We start from the raw sequence: 18,672 nt of genomic DNA on the forward strand, positions 1-18,672 counted from the left end.
CCTACTCCCTAAGCCCTAAGCCCTAAGCCCCAGGACCTACCCCCCCAGCGCCACGAACCCGCCGTTGGCGAAACAGGGCTTGCCGTAGCGCAGCGGCTGGCCGTCCTCGGCCATGACCCGGCCGCCGGCGGCCTCGAGCACCGCCTGGCCCGCTGCCGTATCCCATTCCGAGGTCGGGCCGGTGCGCGGATAGGCGTCGAACCGACCCTCGGCGATCAGGCAGAATTTCAGCGATGAATCCGTGCCCTGCCACTGCACGCAGCCGTGGCGCGAGGCGAGGCGATCAGCCTCCTCGTCGGTCATCGAATGGCTGAGCAGGGCCATCGGCGCGGCCGGGCGGTTGCGCACCTTGACCGCCTGCCAGGCCTCGCCGAAGCGGCGCCGGAAGGCGCCCTCGCCGGGCTTGCCGCTGCGCCAGGTGGTGGCCGTGGCCGGCGCGGTGACCACGCCGGCGACCACGGCGCCCCGGCGCACCAGGGCGATGTTGACGGTGTAGCTCTCGCGTCCTTCGATGAAGCCGCGGGTGCCGTCCAGGGGATCGATCAGCCAGAACCAGTCGGCAGCCTCGGCCGGAACCCCATCGGCGGCGGCGGCCTCCTCGGCCACGGTCTGCACGCCGGGGTACAGGGCCTCCAGCCGTTCCAGGATCAGGGCCTCGGCCTCCCGGTCGGCGCGGGTCACGGGGCTGTCGTCGGCCTTGGCCTCGGCCACGACCCCATTGCGCCAGTAGGGCAGGATGACGCGGGCGGCGTCCTCGGCGATGTCGGCCAGCGCCTCGGTCAATGCGCCCGAGGCGAGGTCGGAAGTCAGTCGGCTGCTCATAGGCGCTCCGATAGACCATCGCGACGGTTTGAAGAACCGGCAAATCAGGGCAGCGTCCGCGCAACCGATCACCTGTTGTTTTCGAGCCCGATGACCGACACCGCCTTCTCCCCCCTCCCCGACGGCCAGGCGCTCGCGGCGCTGGTCGCCGGCAAGCTGTGCCACGACTTCATCAGCCCGGCGGGGGCGATCAGCTCCGGCCTCGACCTGCTCAAGGACCCGACCGCCCAGGACATGCGCGACGACGCCATGGGGCTGATCGAGGCCAGCGCGGAGAAGATGGTGGCGCTGGTCGCCTTCGCCCGCGTCGCCTTCGGAGCGTCCACCTCGGCCGAGCGGTTCTCGGGCGCCGATCTGGGCGACCTGGTCGCCGGCCTGACCGCAGGCGGGCGGGCCACCCTGGAGTGGCGGGTCGAGGGCGGCGACTACAGCAAGGCCCAGGCCCGGGCGTTGGTGAACCTGGCCTATCTGACCGTCGCCGCCCTGCCCTCAGGGGGCGTGGCGACGATCTCGAGCGAACGGGGCGAGCGCCTGAGGATTTCGGGCGTGGCTGAGGGCCCGCGGGCCCGCCTCAAGCCGGAGGCCATCGCCGGCATGGCGGGACAGCCGCTGGGCGAGGGCCTGCCCGGGCAATGGATCCAGCCCTACTGGCTGTGGCTGACCGCCCGAGACGCCGGCGGCTCACTCGCGGTCGAGACCGACGAGGGCCGCGTGGCCCTGACGGTCCACATGCCTAACTGACGCTTAAGCCGGTTTCCCAAGGAGTCATTAACCGGGTCGCGGCGATGATAAGGATAACGTGCGCGCGGGCGCCGTATGTAGCTGGAACCCGTCCTTGACCCCCAGAACCTGCCTGATCGTCGACGACAGCCGGATCATCCGCAAGGTCGCGCGCCGCATCGTCGAGGGTCTCGGCTTCGAGGTCGACGAGGCCGCAGACGGCTCCGAGGCCCTGACCTTCTGCAGCGGCGTCATGCCCGAGGTCATCCTGCTGGACTGGTCGATGCCGGTGATGGACGGACTGACCTTCCTGCGCCGGCTGCGCACCCTGGCCGGCGGGGCCGGCCCCAAGGTGTTGTTCTGCACCATCGAGACCCGCGCCGAACGCATCGCCGAGGCCCTGTCCGCCGGCGCGGACGACTATGTGATGAAGCCGTTCGACGGCGAGATCCTGACATCGAAACTCGCTGAGGTGGGGGCCGTCTGAACCCATGTCGCCGGAAGCCTTCGACCGCCTGCAGTCCCTGATGGCGTCGCGCGCCGGCTTCCGGCTGACCCGCGACCGGATGAAGCTGGCCGAACACCGGCTGGGACCGCTGGCGCGGCGCGAGGGCTATGAGACCGTCGAGGCCATGCTGGCCTCGCTGTGGGCCAAGCCGGTGGCGGCCCTGGCCTGGGCGGTGATCGAGGCCCTGCTCAATCCCGAGACCTGGTTCCGCCGCGACCGGCCGACCTTCGACACCTTCGCCGGCGAGTTGCTTCCAGCCCTTTCCGCGGCGCGCGGCGGAGCGCCGGTCAAGGTCTGGTCGGCGGGCTGTTCCACCGGCCAGGAAGCCTGGTCCCTGGCCATCGGCGCGCTCGAGGCCGGTTTCCCGGTCGAGATCGTCGCGACCGACCTGTCGCAGCGGGCGCTCGAGAAGGCTCGCTCCGGAGCCTATACCGGCTTCGAAATCCAGCGCGGCCTGAAGGCCGGGACCATGCTGACCTGGTTCGACCAGACGGAAGAGAACTGGATCGCCAAGCCGCAGCTGCGCGCCGTGGCCCATTTCGCCCGCGCCAATCTTCTGGATCCGCCCACCGACGACCACCGCTTCGACGTCATCTTTTGCCGCCATGTGCTCGGCGACATGGAGCCGGCGCGGCGCGGTCAGGTTCTCGACAATCTCGAGCGCCGGCTGGTCGACGACGGCTGCCTGTTCCTCGGCGTCGAAGAGGTCCTCGAGGGCGACAGCATCGCCTTCCGCCCGGTCGCCGGTCGCCCCGGCCTGTTCGTGAAGTCTCCGCCGGCGCTGCGTCGGGCGGCCTAGGCTCGGCCCCGCTTCTGGAACCGATGAGCCCCGGCCGACACCGCCGTCGGCCGGTCGACGTCAACCTTCAGAAGCTCTCCGACGTGCGCCGCACAGATCGCACCACTCTCCAGCCGGCCGGCGCCGGTCCGGACGCCAGCGGTGTCGGCGGCAGCGCCACTGACGGACGATCGCCTTCAGAGCCTTGAACATACCGGGTCGCCCTCCTCACGCATCTCCGCACAGGATGCAGCCTCTAACCAATCCTTGACCCGAAACCCAGCCCCCCGCCCGGGTGACGCGGACCGCCGACGCCGCTAGGCTCGCCCTGTCATCGGGGAGGATGTCTCATGCGGCTGTTCTGGCTGGTCGGATCGCTGGCGCTCGCGCTGCTGGTCGGGGTGCTGTCCCTGCAGGTTCCGGCGCCGGCCGGCGTCAACGCGCCCGCGACGGCCTTTTCCGCCGAACGGGCCATGGCCGACGTGCGCGCAATCGCCCAGAGGCCGCATCCGGTCGGCTCGGCCGATCACGGCCGGGTCCGCCTCTATCTGCAGCAGCGGATGAGCGACCTGGGGCTGCAGGTCTCGACCCAGAGCGGCCCGATCTCGCGCGGCTCGGCCCGCTATCTGCGCCGCATGGGCGGGGACCCCGAGGCGGCGGCGTTCACCGCGACCAATCTGATCGGCGTGCTGCCGGGGCGCAATCCCGCCCTGCCTGCTGTCGCCCTGATGGCCCATTACGACACCGTGCCGATGTCGGCCGGGGCGGCGGACGATTCCGCGGGGGTGGCGGCGATTCTCGAGACTGCCCGCGCCATCCAGGCCCGCGGCCCGGCGGACCGAACCCTGGTGATCCTGTTCACCGACGCCGAGGAGATCGGCCTCGACGGGGCGCGGATCTTCTGGGGCGGCCACCCCCTGCGCGACCGCATCGGCGCCGTCGTCAATCTCGAGGCGCGGGGCGGCGGCGGGCGGGCCATGATGTTCGAGACCGGGCGCGGCAACGCCGAGACCATCGCCCTTTTCGGCGAGGCCGGCGCGCGCGCCGACGGCGGCGTCACCGCCAACTCTCTGGCCGGCTTCGTCTACGAGCGGATGCCCAACGGCACCGACTTCACCATTCCCAAGGATCGCGGCGTCCAGGGACTGAACCTGGCCTTCATCGGCCGGCCGGCTCAGTACCATGGCGACTCCCCGCCCGATATGCTGGACCGGGGCGCGGTCCAGCATATCGGCTCGCAGGCGCTGGAGAGCGCCGACGCCCTGCTTCGCGCCGGGGTCCTGCCGGCCCGAACCGCCAACACCGTCTACGCCGATCTGTTCGGTCGAACGATCATCAGCCACCCGCCGGCCGCCGGCTGGGGCCTGCTGGCGCTGGCGCTGGTCCTGCTCGGCGGGGCGGCGTGGCGGGCGCAGGCGCGGGCCGGGCTGACCCTGGCGGACGCCGGGCGCGGCGCGCTGGACGGCGTGTGGTTCGTCGCCGCCGGTCTGGTCCTGACCCAGGCGGTGCGGACGCTGGCGGGGCCGATGTCCGGCCGCGCCGACAGCGCCGAGGCCTACTACACCCTGCTGGGCCGCCTGCCGTGGATGGAGGCCGGCGCGGCCCTGACGGTGCTCGCCCTCGCCATGGCCGTACTGGGCGGGCGGACACGTCCCGACCGGCGCATAACCGCCCTCGCCCTCGCAGCGGGCGGGGTCGTCGCCCTCGTCCTGGGCGGATTCAACAACCCGGTCGTTATCGTCGCCGCGCTGGTCGCCATCGGCCTGTCGCTGGCTCCGGGGCTGGCGGCGCGGACGGTCTGGGGCGGCTGGATCGGCCTGATCGGCCTGGTGCTGGTCTTCGGCCTGGCGGCCCAGGCCGCCGCGCCCGAGACCGCCTTCCTGTTCCTGTGGCCGGGGCTGCTGGCGGCCGTCGCGGCGGCGCTGGCCAGCCTGGTCGACCCGGGCCTGACCCGCGTCCGCTCGCTGGTCCCGATCGCCGTCGCGGCGGCCGCCGGCGGCGCCTGGCTGGTCGGCCTGTCGCACCCGGTCTTTCTCGGCATCGGCATGGACATGCCCGGCGTGCTGGTGCTGCTCGGCCTGCTGGGCCTGATGCTGGTCAGGCCGCTGGCGCCGGAGCGCGGCGCGGCCCGCCCGTGGCTGATGGCGGCGCTGGCGGTGCTGGCGCTGGGCGCGGCGGTTTCGGCCGGGGCCCGCATCGCCGAGCCCATGCCGGCCGAACCGCCCGCCGCCGAAGGGAACCCGGGGTGATCGCCAGGCTCTATCTGGAAGACCTCCACCTCGGTCAGACCTTCACCACCGGATCGGTCACGGTCACCACCGAGGCCATCAAGGCCTTCGCCCGCGACTACGACCCCCAGCCTTTCCACCTCGACGAGGAGGCGGCCCGCGACAGCCTGTTCGGCGGGCTGGCGGCCAGCGGCTGGCATACGGCGGCGCTGAGCATGCGGCTGCTGGTCGACGGCCTGCCGTTCGCGGGCGGCCTGATCGGCGTCGGCGGCGAGACCACATGGCCGCGCCCGACCCGGCCCGGCGACACGCTGACGGTCCACATCGAGGTGCTGGCGATCACCCCGTCGAAGTCGCGGCCGGACCGCGGCATGGTCCGCACCCGCAACGAGACCCGCAACCAGCACGGCGAGCCCGTTCAGATATCCAACCTCGGCATCGTCGCCTGGAGCCGCCCGGCCGCCTGACGCCTCACCCCCCGTCGGTCCACACCGTCTTGTACAGGTCGAAGCGGCGGTCGCGCAGGTTGCGCACCGTGCCCTGCGACTTGGCCCAGGCCAGGTCCGACAGGTCGATGTCGGCCACCGTCACCGTCTCGACGTTCTCCGACGCCTCGGCCGCCACCCCGTCCCGCGCGAACGGAAAGTCGCACGGCGTCAGGATGCACGACTGGGCGTACTGGATGTCCATGTTCTCGACATTGGGCAGATTGCCGACATTGCCCGACAGCACGACATAGCACTGGTTCTCGATCGCCCGGGCGTGCGAGCAGTACCGCACCCTCAGATAGCCCTGCCGGTTGTCGGTGCAGAACGGCACGAACAGCATCCGCGCACCCTCGTCGACCAGCCGCCGCGCCAGTTCCGGGAACTCCGAGTCATAGCAGATCAGCACCCCGATCGGCCCGCAGTCGGTCGGGATGGCGTGGACCATGTCACCGCCCTTGATGTTCCACCAGTGCCGCTCGTTCGGCGTCGGATGGATCTTCTCCTGCGCATGCACCGAGCCGTCGCGCAGGAAGACATAGGCCACGTTCTGGATGTCGCCGTCGTCGGTCTGGGTCGGGTGGGAGCCGCCGATGATGTTGATGTTGTACGACACCGCCATCTTCCGCAGGGCCTCGACGAAGCGCGGCGTGTAGCGGGTCAGGTGCTCGATCGACTCGGCCGGCGTCAGCTTCTTCTTCTCCAGCGACAGCAGCTGCAGCGTGAACAGCTCCGGGAACACCACGAAGTCGGAGCGGTAGTCCGAGGTCACGTCGACGAAATATTCCACGTTGTGGATGAACTCGTCGAAGCTCGACACCTTGCGCGCCTGGAGCTGCACCGTCGCCACCCGAACCGTCTCCTTGGTCGTGAACGCCGCCCCCTTGCCGGTCGCCTCGGCGTAATAGGGATTGCGCCACACCATGTGCGCCGCGTGGCCCATCGAGGCCGTGTCCGACGTCAGATAGTTTTCCAGCACCCCGATCGGCTCGAAGCCCGAGCGCAGGTGAAACCCGATCACCGGGTCGTTCAGCTTCCGCGCCGTCACCGCGTCCAGATATTCGGTCGCCGTGGGATAGGTGGACTTCTTGCGCGCCAGTCCGGGCATCCGCCCGCCGAACACGATGCCCTTCAAATTCTGCGCCTCGCACAGGTCCCGGCGGGCGTCATACAGGCGCTGGCCGATGCGCAGCCGGCGGCGGTCCGGATCGACGCACACCTCCATGCCGTAGAACCACTCCCCCACCGGGTCGTGCCGCGCCGCATAGCCGCCGCCGGTGATCTGGGTCCAGGTGTGCGGCGCCATGGCCGTCTTCTCGTCGATGCGGAACCCGGCCGCGTAGCCGACGACCTCGCCGTCGTATTCGACGATGAACTGCCCGTCGTGAAACGCCGCGATCTGCCCCCTCAGCATTCCCGGCGTATAGGCCGGCATGGTCTTGTACACCTTGGCGACAAGGGCGGTGATCGCGTCCACATCGGACAGGCGGGCGTTGCGAATGGTGAGGACGGCGGGTTTTGAGGTTTTGGTCATGGGGGCAGAACGCACGGCGACGCTTGGGGATCAATGGGGGCGGGTCTGGTTCATTCGTGTCAGGTCTCCATTTATGGGAGAGGGTGACATGCGTTCGGGGGGAAACGACCGCTTTGGCGCCGGGCTTTGAAACTCTTTCCGCATTTCAGGTCCCCCCCCCGACGCTCCGCCAGGAAGGACGACGCCATGGATTTCGCCAGACTCCAGACCACGAGCAAGGTCACTGACGAGTGGCGCTATCCCCAGAAAGACCCGCGCCGATCGGGGATGCTGCCGGTCGATCAGGAGCCGGATCACACGCTCTACTGGGAGGAGTACGGCAATCCGGACGGGGAGCCGGTGATGTTCCTGCACGGCGGGCCGGGCGGCAGCTGTTCGCCGGTGCTGTCGCGGTTCTTCGATCCCGCGCGCTACCGGGTGGTCCTGTTCGACCAGCGCGGCTGCGGCAAGAGCCGGCCGAATGTCGCGCGCGACGGGCCGGACGCGGCCTTGGCGAAGAACACCACGGATGAACTGGTCGCCGACATCAACCGCCTCCGGCAGGCCCTGGACATCACCGGGAAGATGCATGTGTTCGGCGGCAGCTGGGGCAGCACCCTGGCGCTGGTCTACGCCATCCGCCACCCGGAGGCGGTCGCATCGCTGGTCCTGCGGGGCATCTTCCTGGGCGAACGCGAAGACCTGCTCTACATGTATCAGGGCAACGCCGGGACCTGGGCGGACCAGCCGTTCGCCCTGACGCGGCCGGGCAGCTACGTCGCCTATCCGGACGAGTGGAAGGCTTTTGTCGAGGTCATCCCGCCCGAGGACCGGGGGGACATGATGGCCGCCTACAAGGCGATCTTCGACGCCAGAAATCCCGGCGAGGCCGGGCGCGCCGCGCAACTGGCGGCGGCGCTGGCCTGGTCGGTCTGGGAAGGCGTCATCTCCTACACCGTGCCGCCGACCGCCGATCCCGGCCAGAACGCCGAAGCGGATTTCGCCCTGAGCTTCGCGCAGATCGAGGCCCACTATTTCGCCAACGATCTCTTCATCGAGCCCGGCTACGTGCTGGATCAGGTCCACCGCCTGGCGGGCATCGATATCCACATCGTCCACGGCCGCTTTGATCAGGTCACCCCGCTGGCCCAGGCCTCCACCCTGGTGGCGGCGCTCGAGGCGGCCGGATCGCCGGTCCGCACCTTCATCAAGACAAACGCCGGCCACAGCGCGCTCGAGGGCCAGACGGTGATCGCCCTGACCGCCGTCATGGACGGCCTCGACCCGCTCGACGCCTAGACTACGCAGGCCCAAGGGTCAGGCTCCATACGTCAAAATCGGTCGTATCCGTCGATCGGGCCGAAAAGAACATATTGGCAACCGGAACAAACCGTGCACATATGTCGTCTCACAGGGAGCGGGTCACGGTCATTGGGCCGAAGGCGGGCCTCTCCCCCGGGTACCGAACGGGAATCATGGCAAGGGAGAGTGGCAAGGTGGCATCGCAGGCGGCATTGAAATTGGTGGGCAAGGACGACGGCGACAAGCAGCGCGCGCTCGAGGCGGCGATCGCCCAGATCGACCGCGCCTTCGGCAAGGGCTCGGTGATGAAGCTGGGCAAGAACGGCGTGACCGAGGCCATCCCCTCGGTGTCGACCGGCTCGCTGGGTCTCGACATGGCGCTGGGCATCGGCGGCCTGCCGCGCGGGCGGGTGATCGAGGTGTTCGGGCCCGAGAGCTCGGGCAAGACCACCCTGGCCCTGCACACCGTGGCCGAGATCCAGAAATCCGGCGGCACCGCCGCCTTCGTCGACGCCGAACACGCGCTCGATCCGGGCTACGCGCAGAAGCTGGGCGTCAATCTCGACGACCTGCTGGTGTCGCAGCCCGACACGGGCGAACAGGCGCTCGAGATCGTCGACACCCTGGTGCGCTCGGGCGCCGTGGACATCGTGGTGGTCGATTCCGTCGCCGCCCTGACGCCGCGGGCCGAGATCGAGGGCGAGATGGGCGACAGCCTGCCCGGCCTGCAGGCCCGGCTGATGTCGCAGGCGCTGCGCAAGCTGACCGGCTCGATCAACAAGTCGCAGTGCATCGTCCTGTTCATCAACCAGATCCGCCACAAGATCGGCGTCATGTACGGCTCGCCCGAGACGACGACGGGCGGCAACGCGCTGAAATTCTACGCCTCGGTCCGTCTCGACATCCGCCGCACCGGCGCGATCAAGGACCGCGACGAGGTCGTCGGCAACACCACCCGGGTCAAGGTGGTCAAGAACAAGGTCGCGCCGCCGTTCCGCGAGGTCATCTTCGACATCATGTACGGCGAGGGCATCTCCAAACTGGGCGAGATCATCGACCTGGGGGTCAAGGCCGGCATCGTCGAGAAGTCGGGGAGCTGGTTCTCCTATGACAGCCAGCGGATCGGCCAGGGGCGCGAGAACGTGCGCAACTTCCTCAAGGCCAATCCGGACGTCGCTGACTCGATCGAGAAGGCCGTGCGCGCCTCGACCAACAAGATCGCCGAGGACCTGCTGGGCACGCCCGAACCCGACGAGGGCCAGGACCTCGAGGGCTGATCCGGCGGACTCCGTGGACTCCGCGGACTCTGTTTTCCGGGTTTTACCCGGGTAAAACCCCCGAAACTTCTCCGGCCGGGTCCGCCGACCCGCCACCGACCCCGACGGGCCGGGCCGGACGGAGCGGCCGCTCGACCTCCCACCCGGGGTCGGGCGGCCTTTTTTCGTCGGGCGAGCTGCGACGTCGATCACGGCCGGGTGATGCTTTCGGGCCGAAAGCCCTATATGACGCCCGTTCCTTTTCGCCGCCCCGATTGACGCCTCTTCATGTCCAGCCTGAACCAGATCCGCTCGACCTTCCTCGACTATTTCGCGGCCGACGGCCACGAGAAGGTCCAGTCGGCGCCGCTCGTGCCGCAGAACGATCCGACCCTGCTGTTCGTCAACGCCGGCATGGTGCCGTTCAAGAACGTCTTCACCGGCCAGGAGCGCCGCCCCTACAGCCGCGCCGCCAGCGCCCAGAAATGCGTGCGCGCCGGCGGCAAGCACAACGATCTCGACAACGTCGGCTACACCGCCCGCCACCACACCTTCTTCGAAATGATGGGGAATTTCTCCTTCGGCGACTATTTCAAGGAACACGCCATCGAGCGGGCCTGGAACCTGGTCACCAAGGATTTCGGCATCCCAGCCGACCGGCTGATGGCCACCGTCTACATCGACGACGACGAGGCCTTCGACCTGTGGAAGAAGATCGCCGGCCTGCCCGAGAGCCGCATCACCCGCATCGCCGGCTCTGACAATTTCTGGTCGATGGGCGACACCGGCCCGTGCGGCCCCTGCACCGAAATCTTCTACGACCACGGCGATCACATCTGGGGCGGCCCGCCCGGGACGCCCGAGGAGGACGGCGACCGCTGGGTCGAGATCTGGAACCTGGTCTTCATGCAGTTCGACCAGCAGGCCGACGGCTCGCGCTCGCTGCTGCCCAAGCCCTCGATCGACACCGGCATGGGGCTGGAACGCGTCGCCGCCGTGCTGCAGGGCGTCCATTCCAACTATGAGACCGACCTGTTCCGCACCCTGATCGCGGCCTCGGAGCAGGCGACCAGCACGGCGGCCGAGGGCGACCGCGCCCCGTCGCACCGGGTCATCGCCGACCACCTGCGCAGCTCGTCCTTCCTGATCGCCGACGGGGTCACACCGTCGAACGAAGGCCGGGGCTATGTGTTGCGCCGCATCATGCGCCGGGCCATGCGCCACGCCCACCTGCTCGGCGCGGCCGACCCGCTGATGCACAGGCTGGTGCCGACGCTGGTAGCCGAGATGGGCGACGCCTATCCCGAACTGAAGCGCGCCCAGGCCTTCATCGAGGACACGCTGAAGCAGGAGGAGATCCGCTTCCGCACCACCCTCGGCCGCGGCATGGGTCTGCTTGAGGACGCGGCCAAAGACCTCGGCGAGGGCGGCGTCCTGTCGGGCCAGACCGCCTTCACCCTGTACGACACCTACGGCTTCCCGCTCGACCTGACCCAGGACGAGGCCCGCCGCCGCGGCTTCACCGTCGACACCGACGCCTTCGACGCCGCCATGGCCGAGCAGAAGGCTCGCTCGCGCGAGCACTGGACGGGATCCGGCCAGACCGCCTCCGCCGGCGAGTGGCTGGCCCTGCGCGACCGGCTCGGCCCGACCGTCTTCACCGGCTATGACGCCGTGGACGGCTCCGGCGAAGTCCTGGCCATCGTCGAGGGCGGCCGGTCAGTCGACGAACTCGGGGCCGGCGAGACCGCCGAAGTGTTGTTCGACCAGACCCCCTTCTATGGCGAGGGCGGCGGCCAAGCCGGCGACCGCGGCGAGATCGAATGGACCGACGCCACCGGCCAGCAGGGCGCCGGCGTTGTTCTCGATGTCCAGAAACACGCCGGCGACCTGTTCGCCCACCGCGTCGAGATCACCTCGGGCACGCTGGCCATCGGCGCCCGCGTCCAGTTGCGTGTCACGGCCGACGCCCGCCTGACCACCCGTGCCAATCACTCGGCCGCCCACCTGCTGCACAAGGCGCTGTCCAATGTGCTCGGCGGCCACGTCGCCCAGAAGGGTCAGATGGTCGACGCCGAACGCCTGCGCTTCGACTTCAGCCACAACGCCCCGGTCACCGAGGACGAGCTGGCGGCCATGGAGGACGAGGTCAACGCGGTTATCCGCCAGAACCTGCCCGCCGAGACCAGGATGATGGCCCCGCAGGAAGCCATCGACGCCGGCGCCGTGGCCCTGTTCGGAGAGAAATACGGCGACGAGGTCCGCGTCCTGACGCTGGGCCGGTCGCTGACCGAGGCGGACAAACCCTATTCGGTCGAACTGTGCGGCGGCACCCATGTCGCCCGCACCGGCGACATCGCCCTGTTCAAGATCGTCTCCGAGACCGGCATCGCCGCCGGCGTGCGCCGCATCGAGGCCCTGACGGGCGAGGCGGCGCGCCAGCATCTTCTGGCCCAGGCCGGGGTAGCGAAGGCGCTGGCCCAGTCGTTCAAGGTCCAGGTCGCGGACGTGCCCGCCCGGGTCGAGGCTCTGACCGCCGACCGGCGCGCGCTGGAGAAACAGGTCGCCGAGCTGAAGAAGCAGCTGGCCCTCGGCGGCGGTGGTTCCGCCAACGCCGCGCCGGAGGAGATCAACGACGTCAAACTGATCGCCCGCGTCCTCGACGGCGTCGACGGCAAGGGTCTGCGCGGCGTGGCCGAGGACTTCCGCAAACAGGTCGGTTCGGGCGTCGTCGCCCTGATCGGAGTCACCGAGGGCAAGGCGGCGGTGACCGTGGCCGTGACCGCGGACATGACCGGCAAGGTCAATGCGGCCGATCTGGCCCGCGCCGCGGTTCTGGCCATGGGCGGTCAGGGGGCCGGCGGAAAGCCTGACTTCGCCCAGGGCGGCGCGCCGGACGGGTCCCGGGCCGAGGACGGTCTGGCGGCGGTGCGGTCGGCGCTGGGCGGCTGATCAGGCCGACCCGCCGCGCTGGATATCGACGGCGGCCAGCTTCCAGGTGAACGGGCCCCGCCGCTCGAGGATCAGCGCCAGCCGCTGGTCCGGATGGTCGCGGTCGGTCAGGGTCACGGCGAAGGCGTTCAGGTCGCGATAGCCCCAGGCCTGATGAATGTCGTCGCTGTCGGCCGCGTCGCCCGGCTCCGGCTGGTCGCGCACGGTCGGATCGGGCGCCTCGGCGGTGGTGACCATCCGGGCCACCACCTCGGGGGTGACCGTGGCGTCAATGGCGCCCGACAGCAGCATGGGGGCCAGCATCATACCGAGCCCTCCGAGAGTGCTGTCGGCCAGGCGCGGGTCGCGCCGCATCTCGGCGGCGACCTCCGAGGTCAGTTCATCTTTGAGGCTCTGACGCAGCGCCGGAAAGTCGACCAGTTGTTCAATCCGGTCGGCATCGCCGGCCTTGGCCGCCCGGATAAGCGCCTGGGCGGCGAACACCGGGGCCGCGGCCCAGGCGATGGCCAACGCCATGATGGCCGTGATGACCAGGCCGACGACGAGTTTATTGTTCATGCTACCCTCCGGCGTCGGAACGCCTTCCCACGGCTACGGTTGCCGCGAGTCGAAGGGTCCGCCTAGCGTTTGGGGGCCGGCGCAGGGGCGGCGGCTTCAGGCGAGGGCGCGGGCGCGGCCCCGTCGGGCAGGCCGATGTGGACCAGCTTCCATTCGAACGGCCCCTTGCGCTCGAAGGTGAAGACGGTGCGCGAGCCGCCCTCGTCGCTCACCGCCATCCGCGCGCGATTGACGCCCCAGAAAACCGGCGTGGGCGTGGGATTGGACGTCCCCTCGGCCACGCTGGACCGTTGCGAGGCGTAGCGCCCGTCGCCGCGGGTCAGGCCGGCCAGCGCCGCGGGCGACAGATAAGCGTCGGCGTCGGCGGCCGTGCCCCCGTCACCGGGTTCGAACTGCCGGCGAACGGCGCCGATCGGATCCTCGAGGAAAGTCGGCGCCGGGGCCATGGCCGCCGGGTTGCCGGACAGCTGAGGGCGCAGCGACTGGCGCACGGCCCCGAAATCGATCAGCCGCGACAGGCCGGCGACATCATTGGCGTCCGCCGCCGAGCGGATTCCGAAGAAGGCCACCGCCGGCGCGGCGAAGAAGCTGATCACGGCCGCGACGACGGCCAGCAGCAGCAGATTGCCAAACAGCTTCTTCACGACGGCGTCTCCACGGTTAACGTCATCAATGCACGAACGCCGGTTCGGCTCAACGAAAGCCCCGCCGGACGCGAATCCGGCGGGGCATGTTTTTGGGCCGCGGTCGTCGGCCCTTCGGGACCTCCCGACCCGACGCGGCCTGGCGCCTGGCGCGGCCATGCGCTCAAGCAGCGAGTGGCCGCGCCGCTAGCGCTGGCGCCCTTCTAGGCTTCCATCGCCTTGGTCAGGTTCTCGGCCACCTTGTCGAGGAAGCCCTCGGTGGTCAGCCAGCTCTGCTGGTCGCCGACCAGAAGCGCCAGGTCCTTGGTCATGTAGCCGGCCTCGACGGTCTCAACCACGACGCGCTCGAGCGTGGCGGCGAAGTTCGCCAGATCGTCGTTGCCGTCCAGCTTGGCCCGGTGCGCGAAGCCGCGGGTCCAGGCGAAGATCGAGGCGATCGAGTTGGTCGAGGTCGCCTCGCCCTTCTGGTGCTGGCGATAGTGGCGCGTGACGGTGCCGTGGGCGGCTTCCGATTCCAGCACCTTGCCGTCCGGCGTCATCAGCACCGAGGTCATCAGACCCAGCGAGCCGAAGCCTTGGGCGACCACGTCGGACTGGACGTCGCCATCATAGTTCTTGCAAGCCCAGACGAAGCCGCCGGACCATTTGATGGCCGCGGCCACCATGTCGTCGATCAGGCGGTGCTCATAGGTCAGGCCGGCGGCCTTGAACTGGTCGGCGAACTCCTCGTCGAACACCTTCTGGAAGATGTCCTTGAAGCGACCGTCGTAGGCCTTGAGGATGGTGTTCTTGGTCGACAGATAGACCGGGAAATTGCGCTGCAGGCCGAACGAGAAGCTGGCGCGGGCGAACTCGGTGATCGACTCATCGAGGTTGTACATGCCCATGGCAACGCCGGCGCCCGGCGCCTTGTAGACCTCGTGCTCGATGACCTTGCCGTCCTCGCCGACGAACTTGATCGTCAGCGTCCCCTTGCCCGGGAACAGGAAGTCCGTGGCCTTGTACTGGTCGCCGAAGGCGTGACGGCCGACCACGATCGGCTGGGTCCAGCCCGGCACCAGACGCGGCACGTTCGAGCAGATGATCGGCTCGCGGAAGACCACGCCGCCGAGGATGTTGCGGATGGTGCCGTTCGGCGACTTCCACATCTTCTTGAGACCGAATTCGGCGACCCGGGCTTCGTCCGGCGTGATGGTGGCGCATTTCACGCCGACGCCATGCTTCTGGATGGCGTGGGCCGCGTCGATCGTCACCTGATCGTCGGTGGCGTCGCGATGTTCCATGCCCAGGTCGTAGTAGTCCAGCTCCAGATCGAGGAACGGGAAGACCAGCTTGTCCTTGATCATCTGCCAGATGATCCGGGTCATCTCGTCGCCGTCGATGTCCACGATGGGGTTGGCGACCTTGATTTTGGCCATGCGGTTTCGCGCCTCTGTCTACGGATGGGGAGTGTGGCGGGCGGTATAGCGGCGGCGGGGCGCAGGCGCAAAGGGCAGGCGCCGCGGGGTTAACTTTCCTGCCAAAAGATTGCCAAGGCCAAGCTGAACCCCAACCACCCCGCCTCGTTTCCAGTGGCGGAGCGCGTGCTCCGCAAGCGGGGAGAAGCAGATTGGACAAGGAGACAGCCGCGCTGGTCCAGCGCTGGATCATCGCCTTTTGCGAAGCCCCCGTCCTGGTCGATCCCGTCCTGATGCGACGCATGCTCGCCGACGTCGAAGAGACGACGGAGCAGGCCGAAACCTGACAGCGAGAACATCGGTCGTTAGGGTGGCGGCCCGACCGGGCACGCGGTCGGGCCTGACGGGAGGCAAGACACGCATGATCTGTTCAATCACCATAGCCGCCCTGCTCGCCGTATGTGGAGGCGGATCCGGAGCAGCCGGAGGCGTCGCCGATGCGACGTCCCCCGCGCCACAGACGCGCCCCCCGCCCGTCAACGCGACCCCTGAAGTCCGAACGTTCCGCGACTGGCGCGTCGCCTGTGACAACAGCGGTGATTGTATCGCACTTACCGGCGGCGACATCGGCGCGGCCGCCTTCGTACGGCTCCGCATGCCCGCAGGCCCCGACGCCGAGCCCGAAGTGGTGGCCGGAGCCTGGGGACTGGAAACGGCCGAGCGGTTCGAGCTCTCCATTGACGGGGCGGCCCATCGGCTCACCATGACCCCCCTGTCCGAATGGGCTGGCATCGCCGGGACGCGCGGTACGCCGGCGCGCGCCCTGATCACGGCGATGGGCGCCGGGCGCGACCTGGTCCTGTCGATCGACGACTCGAGCGGGTCGCTTTCTTTGGCGGGCGTCTCGGCCGCCCTGCTGTGGATCGACGAACGCCAAGGTCGCCTTGGGACCGTCACGGCCTTGCTGCGCCGCGGCGACCACCCCGCCACGAACGTCCCACCGCCCGCGATGCTGCCGGAGATCGACGCCCGGCCGGCGTCCATCAGCCAGTTCACTCGGGACAATCCGCCACCCCTTCCCGACAGCGTCGCGTCGCGTCCCGAAATCAAAACCTGCAGGGAAGACTGGGGATACGCCGGGGCGGATGAAGACGGGCTGCTCTACGCCGAACTCGGCCCCGAGACCCGGCTCTGGGGCCTGCGGTGCTTCCTCGCCGCCTACAACACCGGCCACGTCCTGTTTCTGACCGATCATCTTGGAGGAGGCGTCCGTCCCCTGACCTTGGCCGGCCTCGACGAGACGATCGAGGTCTTCACCAACGTCTTGCCCGGGTACACCCTCACCAACACCGTCCGCGCCCGCGGGCTGGGAGACTGCGGCGTGATCCAGCAATGGCGCTGGGCGCGGCGCGGATTCGAGCTGGCGCTGGAAAAGCGCATGGACGAATGCTGGGGCCTGCCGCCGGAGTTGTGGCCCACCCTGTGGCGAACGCGCGGAATCGTCCCTTGGCAGGCACAGGCTCAGCCTGTCCTCAACCCCGTTGAAACCGCCGCACCCGCCGAGCGCCTCTTCGGGCACTGGGGGGCGGCGTGCAACAACCGGCGGGACTGCTTCGCCTGGAATACCCAACCGGACTCCGGCAGCTGGATCCGGATCGCGATGGCCGCCGATGCTGACGCCGCCCCTGAGGTCCTCGCCGGAACGATCAGATCGACGCCGGGCGCCGGGTATGAAGTGCACGTCGACGGCGCCCGGTATCCGCTGGACCTGTCGACCGAGCTGATGCGCGAGGGACTCGGAAGGCTGCACGGTCAGGCGGCCCGCCGCCTGATAACGGCCCTCGCCGATGCCCGCTCGGTGGACGTTTCGAACGGCGCGGCTTCGGGTCCCGTTCCGGTCGAGGGGTTGGTCCGGGCTCTACAATGGATCGACCGTAGTCAGGGCCGGAGCGACACGCCCACGGCCTTGTCAGATCGCGGGGATCAACCCTCAACAGCAATCCCCGCTGTACCGGCCCTGCCGGCGATCCGCCCGGCCCCCGCCGTAGACCAGGCCGGCTTCGGCGTCGGCTCCGCCCTCCCGGCCACGGTCTCGGCAATGCCCGATCTCGTCGCCTGCAAGGCGGAGTGGGGCGAGACCTACAGGCCACTGAAGGTGATCTCGGCGCGCCTGACCGCCGAAACCGAGCTCTGGGGCGCGCCCTGTTCCCTGACCACCTTCAACGCCGGCTACCTGCTCTATCTCACCGGCCCCGGCGGACGCGATCCCGTCCGGCTGAAGCTTCGCGGGGCGTTGGAAGAAACCAGCCGTTTCGTAAATCCCGCCTACGACGCCGATACGCGCACGCTGAGCCAGACAGAGTGGGGCAACAAATGGGGCCATTGTGGGCGGGCTCAGTCCTGGATCTGGACGAACGACGGCTTCCAATTGCAGAGCGAGACGGCGATGACGAGCTGCAACGCTCTTTACCCCCCGATTTGGCCGTCACTCTGGAGCTCCCGATGACCATCAGATCGCTCACCTGGGCCGACGGCTCCGGTCAACCGCCCGGGCGTCGGGCTGACCGATGGTCGACGCAGTGACGGCTGCCGAGGTTCTGGTCATCGGCGCGGGCCCGGCGGGGCTGACGGCCGCGACCTATCTGGCCCGGTTCCGTCGCCGGGTGCTGGTGGCCGACGGAGGCGCGCCGCGGGCCTGCTGGATCCCGGTCAGCCACAATATGCCGGGATTTCCGGTGGGCATCACCGGCGAGGCCATCCTGCAACGCATGACCGAGCAGGCCGAGGAGTACGGGGCCGTGGTCGAGCCGGGAAGGGTCGAGAGCGTCGCCCGGACGGGCGACGGCTTCACCGCGCGCCTGAACGGTCGGGACGTCCCGGTCCGCGCCGTACTCCTGGCGACGGGAGTGACCGACCATCGCCCGCACCTGCCAGGAGTGGAGCAGGCCATCGAGCGGGCGCTGGTGCGCATCTGCCCGATCTGCGACGGCTACGAGGCGATCAACAGGGCGGTCGCGGTCATTGGCCGGGACGACAGCGGGGCGCGTGAGGCGAGTTTTCTGCGCACCTATTCCGACCGCGTGACGCTGATCCACGTCGGTGACCCGGAGGCCCTGACGCAGGAGGACGAACTGGCCCGTCTCGGCATCGAACTGGTGCGCGCGCCGATCGACAATGTGCGACTGGAGGACGACCGGGTCACCGCCCTGAGCTGGGGCGGCGCTTTCCGGGTCTTTGACCTGGTCTATTCCGCGCTCGGAACAACGCCGAATGCGGATCTGGCGAAGGACCTGGGCGCGGCGCTGGGCGACGACGGGAGGTTGGTCGTGGACGATCATCAGGCCACGACGGTCCCGCGCCTCTATGCGGCGGGAGACGTGGTCCGCGGACTGAACCAGATCGCCGTCGCCGGGGCCGAGGCCGCCATCGCCGCGACCGCCATCCACAACGCACTGCGCCGCGCCGACGGCGAGATGATCGCCTGACGCCAGGCGAATGGCTCGGCCGGG

16 protein-coding genes are annotated in these 18,672 nt (G+C 69.3%); 11 read left to right on the forward strand and 5 right to left on the reverse strand.

The genetic code is table 11. The annotated features are described in order from the left end of the window. Window positions 1–36: 36 nt before the first annotated feature. A complete protein-coding gene (cysQ, locus tag HNQ67_RS10520; protein ID WP_183255136.1) occupies window positions 37–822 on the reverse strand; it encodes a 3'(2'),5'-bisphosphate nucleotidase CysQ in 786 nt (261 codons plus the stop codon). Between the two features lie 90 nt (window positions 823–912). Here cysQ and chpT point away from each other — a divergent pair, with 90 nt between their 5' ends. The 5 genes from chpT to HNQ67_RS10545 all read left to right on the forward strand — a co-directional run bounded on the left by chpT (window position 913) and on the right by HNQ67_RS10545 (window position 5,523). Next, window positions 913–1,563 carry a histidine phosphotransferase ChpT gene (gene chpT / locus HNQ67_RS10525; protein WP_183255137.1) on the forward strand — a complete coding sequence of 217 codons (651 nt, stop codon included), beginning with the start codon at window positions 913–915 and terminating at the stop codon, window positions 1,561–1,563. Window positions 1,564–1,657: 94 nt separating this feature from the next. Then, window positions 1,658–2,029 (forward strand): response regulator, encoded by a 372-nt coding sequence (locus HNQ67_RS10530; protein WP_183255139.1) that lies wholly within the window; start codon window positions 1,658–1,660, stop codon window positions 2,027–2,029. A 4-nt stretch (window positions 2,030–2,033) separates the two neighbouring features. Further along, window positions 2,034–2,849, forward strand: coding sequence for a CheR family methyltransferase (locus HNQ67_RS10535; RefSeq protein WP_183255141.1), 816 nt, complete (start codon window positions 2,034–2,036; stop codon window positions 2,847–2,849). A gap of 329 nt (window positions 2,850–3,178) precedes the next feature. Beyond that, window positions 3,179–5,077, forward strand: a complete 1,899-nt coding sequence (locus tag HNQ67_RS10540; RefSeq protein WP_183255143.1) for a M20/M25/M40 family metallo-hydrolase — start codon at window positions 3,179–3,181, stop codon at window positions 5,075–5,077. Continuing rightward, on the forward strand, window positions 5,074–5,523 hold the full coding sequence (locus tag HNQ67_RS10545) for an FAS1-like dehydratase domain-containing protein (protein ID WP_183255145.1): 450 nt from the start codon (window positions 5,074–5,076) through the stop codon (window positions 5,521–5,523). The genes HNQ67_RS10540 and HNQ67_RS10545 overlap by 4 nt, the downstream gene beginning before the upstream one ends. Before the next feature lie 4 nt (window positions 5,524–5,527). On the opposite strand, the gene HNQ67_RS10550 is transcribed toward HNQ67_RS10545, so the two are convergent. After that, a complete protein-coding gene (locus HNQ67_RS10550; RefSeq protein ID WP_183255147.1) occupies window positions 5,528–7,075 on the reverse strand; it encodes a bifunctional GNAT family N-acetyltransferase/carbon-nitrogen hydrolase family protein in 1,548 nt (515 codons plus the stop codon). A 186-nt stretch (window positions 7,076–7,261) separates the two neighbouring features. Here HNQ67_RS10550 and pip point away from each other — a divergent pair, with 186 nt between their 5' ends. From pip to alaS, 3 genes are all read left to right on the forward strand, one after another. Beyond that, the gene (pip, locus tag HNQ67_RS10555) at window positions 7,262–8,353 is read left to right on the forward strand and encodes a prolyl aminopeptidase (protein WP_183255150.1); all 1,092 of its coding nucleotides are present in this window, start codon (window positions 7,262–7,264) and stop codon (window positions 8,351–8,353) included. Between the two features lie 197 nt (window positions 8,354–8,550). Further along, complete coding sequence (gene recA / locus HNQ67_RS10560; protein ID WP_183255583.1) at window positions 8,551–9,633, forward strand: recombinase RecA; 1,083 nt, start codon at window positions 8,551–8,553, stop codon at window positions 9,631–9,633. Between the two features lie 267 nt (window positions 9,634–9,900). Beyond that, window positions 9,901–12,564, forward strand: a complete 2,664-nt coding sequence (alaS, locus tag HNQ67_RS10565) for an alanine--tRNA ligase (protein WP_183255152.1) — start codon at window positions 9,901–9,903, stop codon at window positions 12,562–12,564. On the opposite strand, the gene HNQ67_RS10570 is transcribed toward alaS, so the two are convergent. The 3 genes from HNQ67_RS10570 to HNQ67_RS10580 form a co-directional block, all read right to left on the reverse strand. Further along, window positions 12,565–13,122 (reverse strand): DUF2939 domain-containing protein, encoded by a 558-nt coding sequence (locus HNQ67_RS10570; protein ID WP_183255154.1) that lies wholly within the window; start codon window positions 13,120–13,122, stop codon window positions 12,565–12,567. It abuts the gene before it with no gap. A 62-nt stretch (window positions 13,123–13,184) separates the two neighbouring features. Continuing rightward, entirely contained in the window at window positions 13,185–13,766 is a 582-nt protein-coding gene (locus HNQ67_RS10575) for a DUF2939 domain-containing protein (RefSeq protein WP_183255156.1), read from the reverse strand. A 203-nt stretch (window positions 13,767–13,969) separates the two neighbouring features. Continuing rightward, window positions 13,970–15,184: an NADP-dependent isocitrate dehydrogenase gene (locus HNQ67_RS10580; RefSeq protein WP_183255158.1), complete on the reverse strand. Its 1,215-nt coding sequence runs from the start codon at window positions 15,182–15,184 to the stop codon at window positions 13,970–13,972. Window positions 15,185–15,375: 191 nt separating this feature from the next. Here HNQ67_RS10580 and HNQ67_RS13760 point away from each other — a divergent pair, with 191 nt between their 5' ends. The 3 genes from HNQ67_RS13760 to HNQ67_RS10590 all read left to right on the forward strand — a co-directional run bounded on the left by HNQ67_RS13760 (window position 15,376) and on the right by HNQ67_RS10590 (window position 18,648). Beyond that, on the forward strand, window positions 15,376–15,510 hold the full coding sequence (locus tag HNQ67_RS13760; RefSeq protein ID WP_281380685.1) for a hypothetical protein: 135 nt from the start codon (window positions 15,376–15,378) through the stop codon (window positions 15,508–15,510). Window positions 15,511–15,584: 74 nt separating this feature from the next. Beyond that, complete coding sequence (locus tag HNQ67_RS10585) at window positions 15,585–17,669, forward strand: DUF1176 domain-containing protein (RefSeq protein ID WP_183255159.1); 2,085 nt, start codon at window positions 15,585–15,587, stop codon at window positions 17,667–17,669. A 61-nt stretch (window positions 17,670–17,730) separates the two neighbouring features. Further along, window positions 17,731–18,648, forward strand: a complete 918-nt coding sequence (locus HNQ67_RS10590) for an NAD(P)/FAD-dependent oxidoreductase (RefSeq protein WP_183255161.1) — start codon at window positions 17,731–17,733, stop codon at window positions 18,646–18,648. Window positions 18,649–18,672: the final 24 nt, after the last annotated feature.

Source organism: Brevundimonas basaltis (genome assembly GCF_014202075.1).
Taxonomy (GTDB): Bacteria; Pseudomonadota; Alphaproteobacteria; order Caulobacterales; family Caulobacteraceae; genus Brevundimonas; species Brevundimonas basaltis.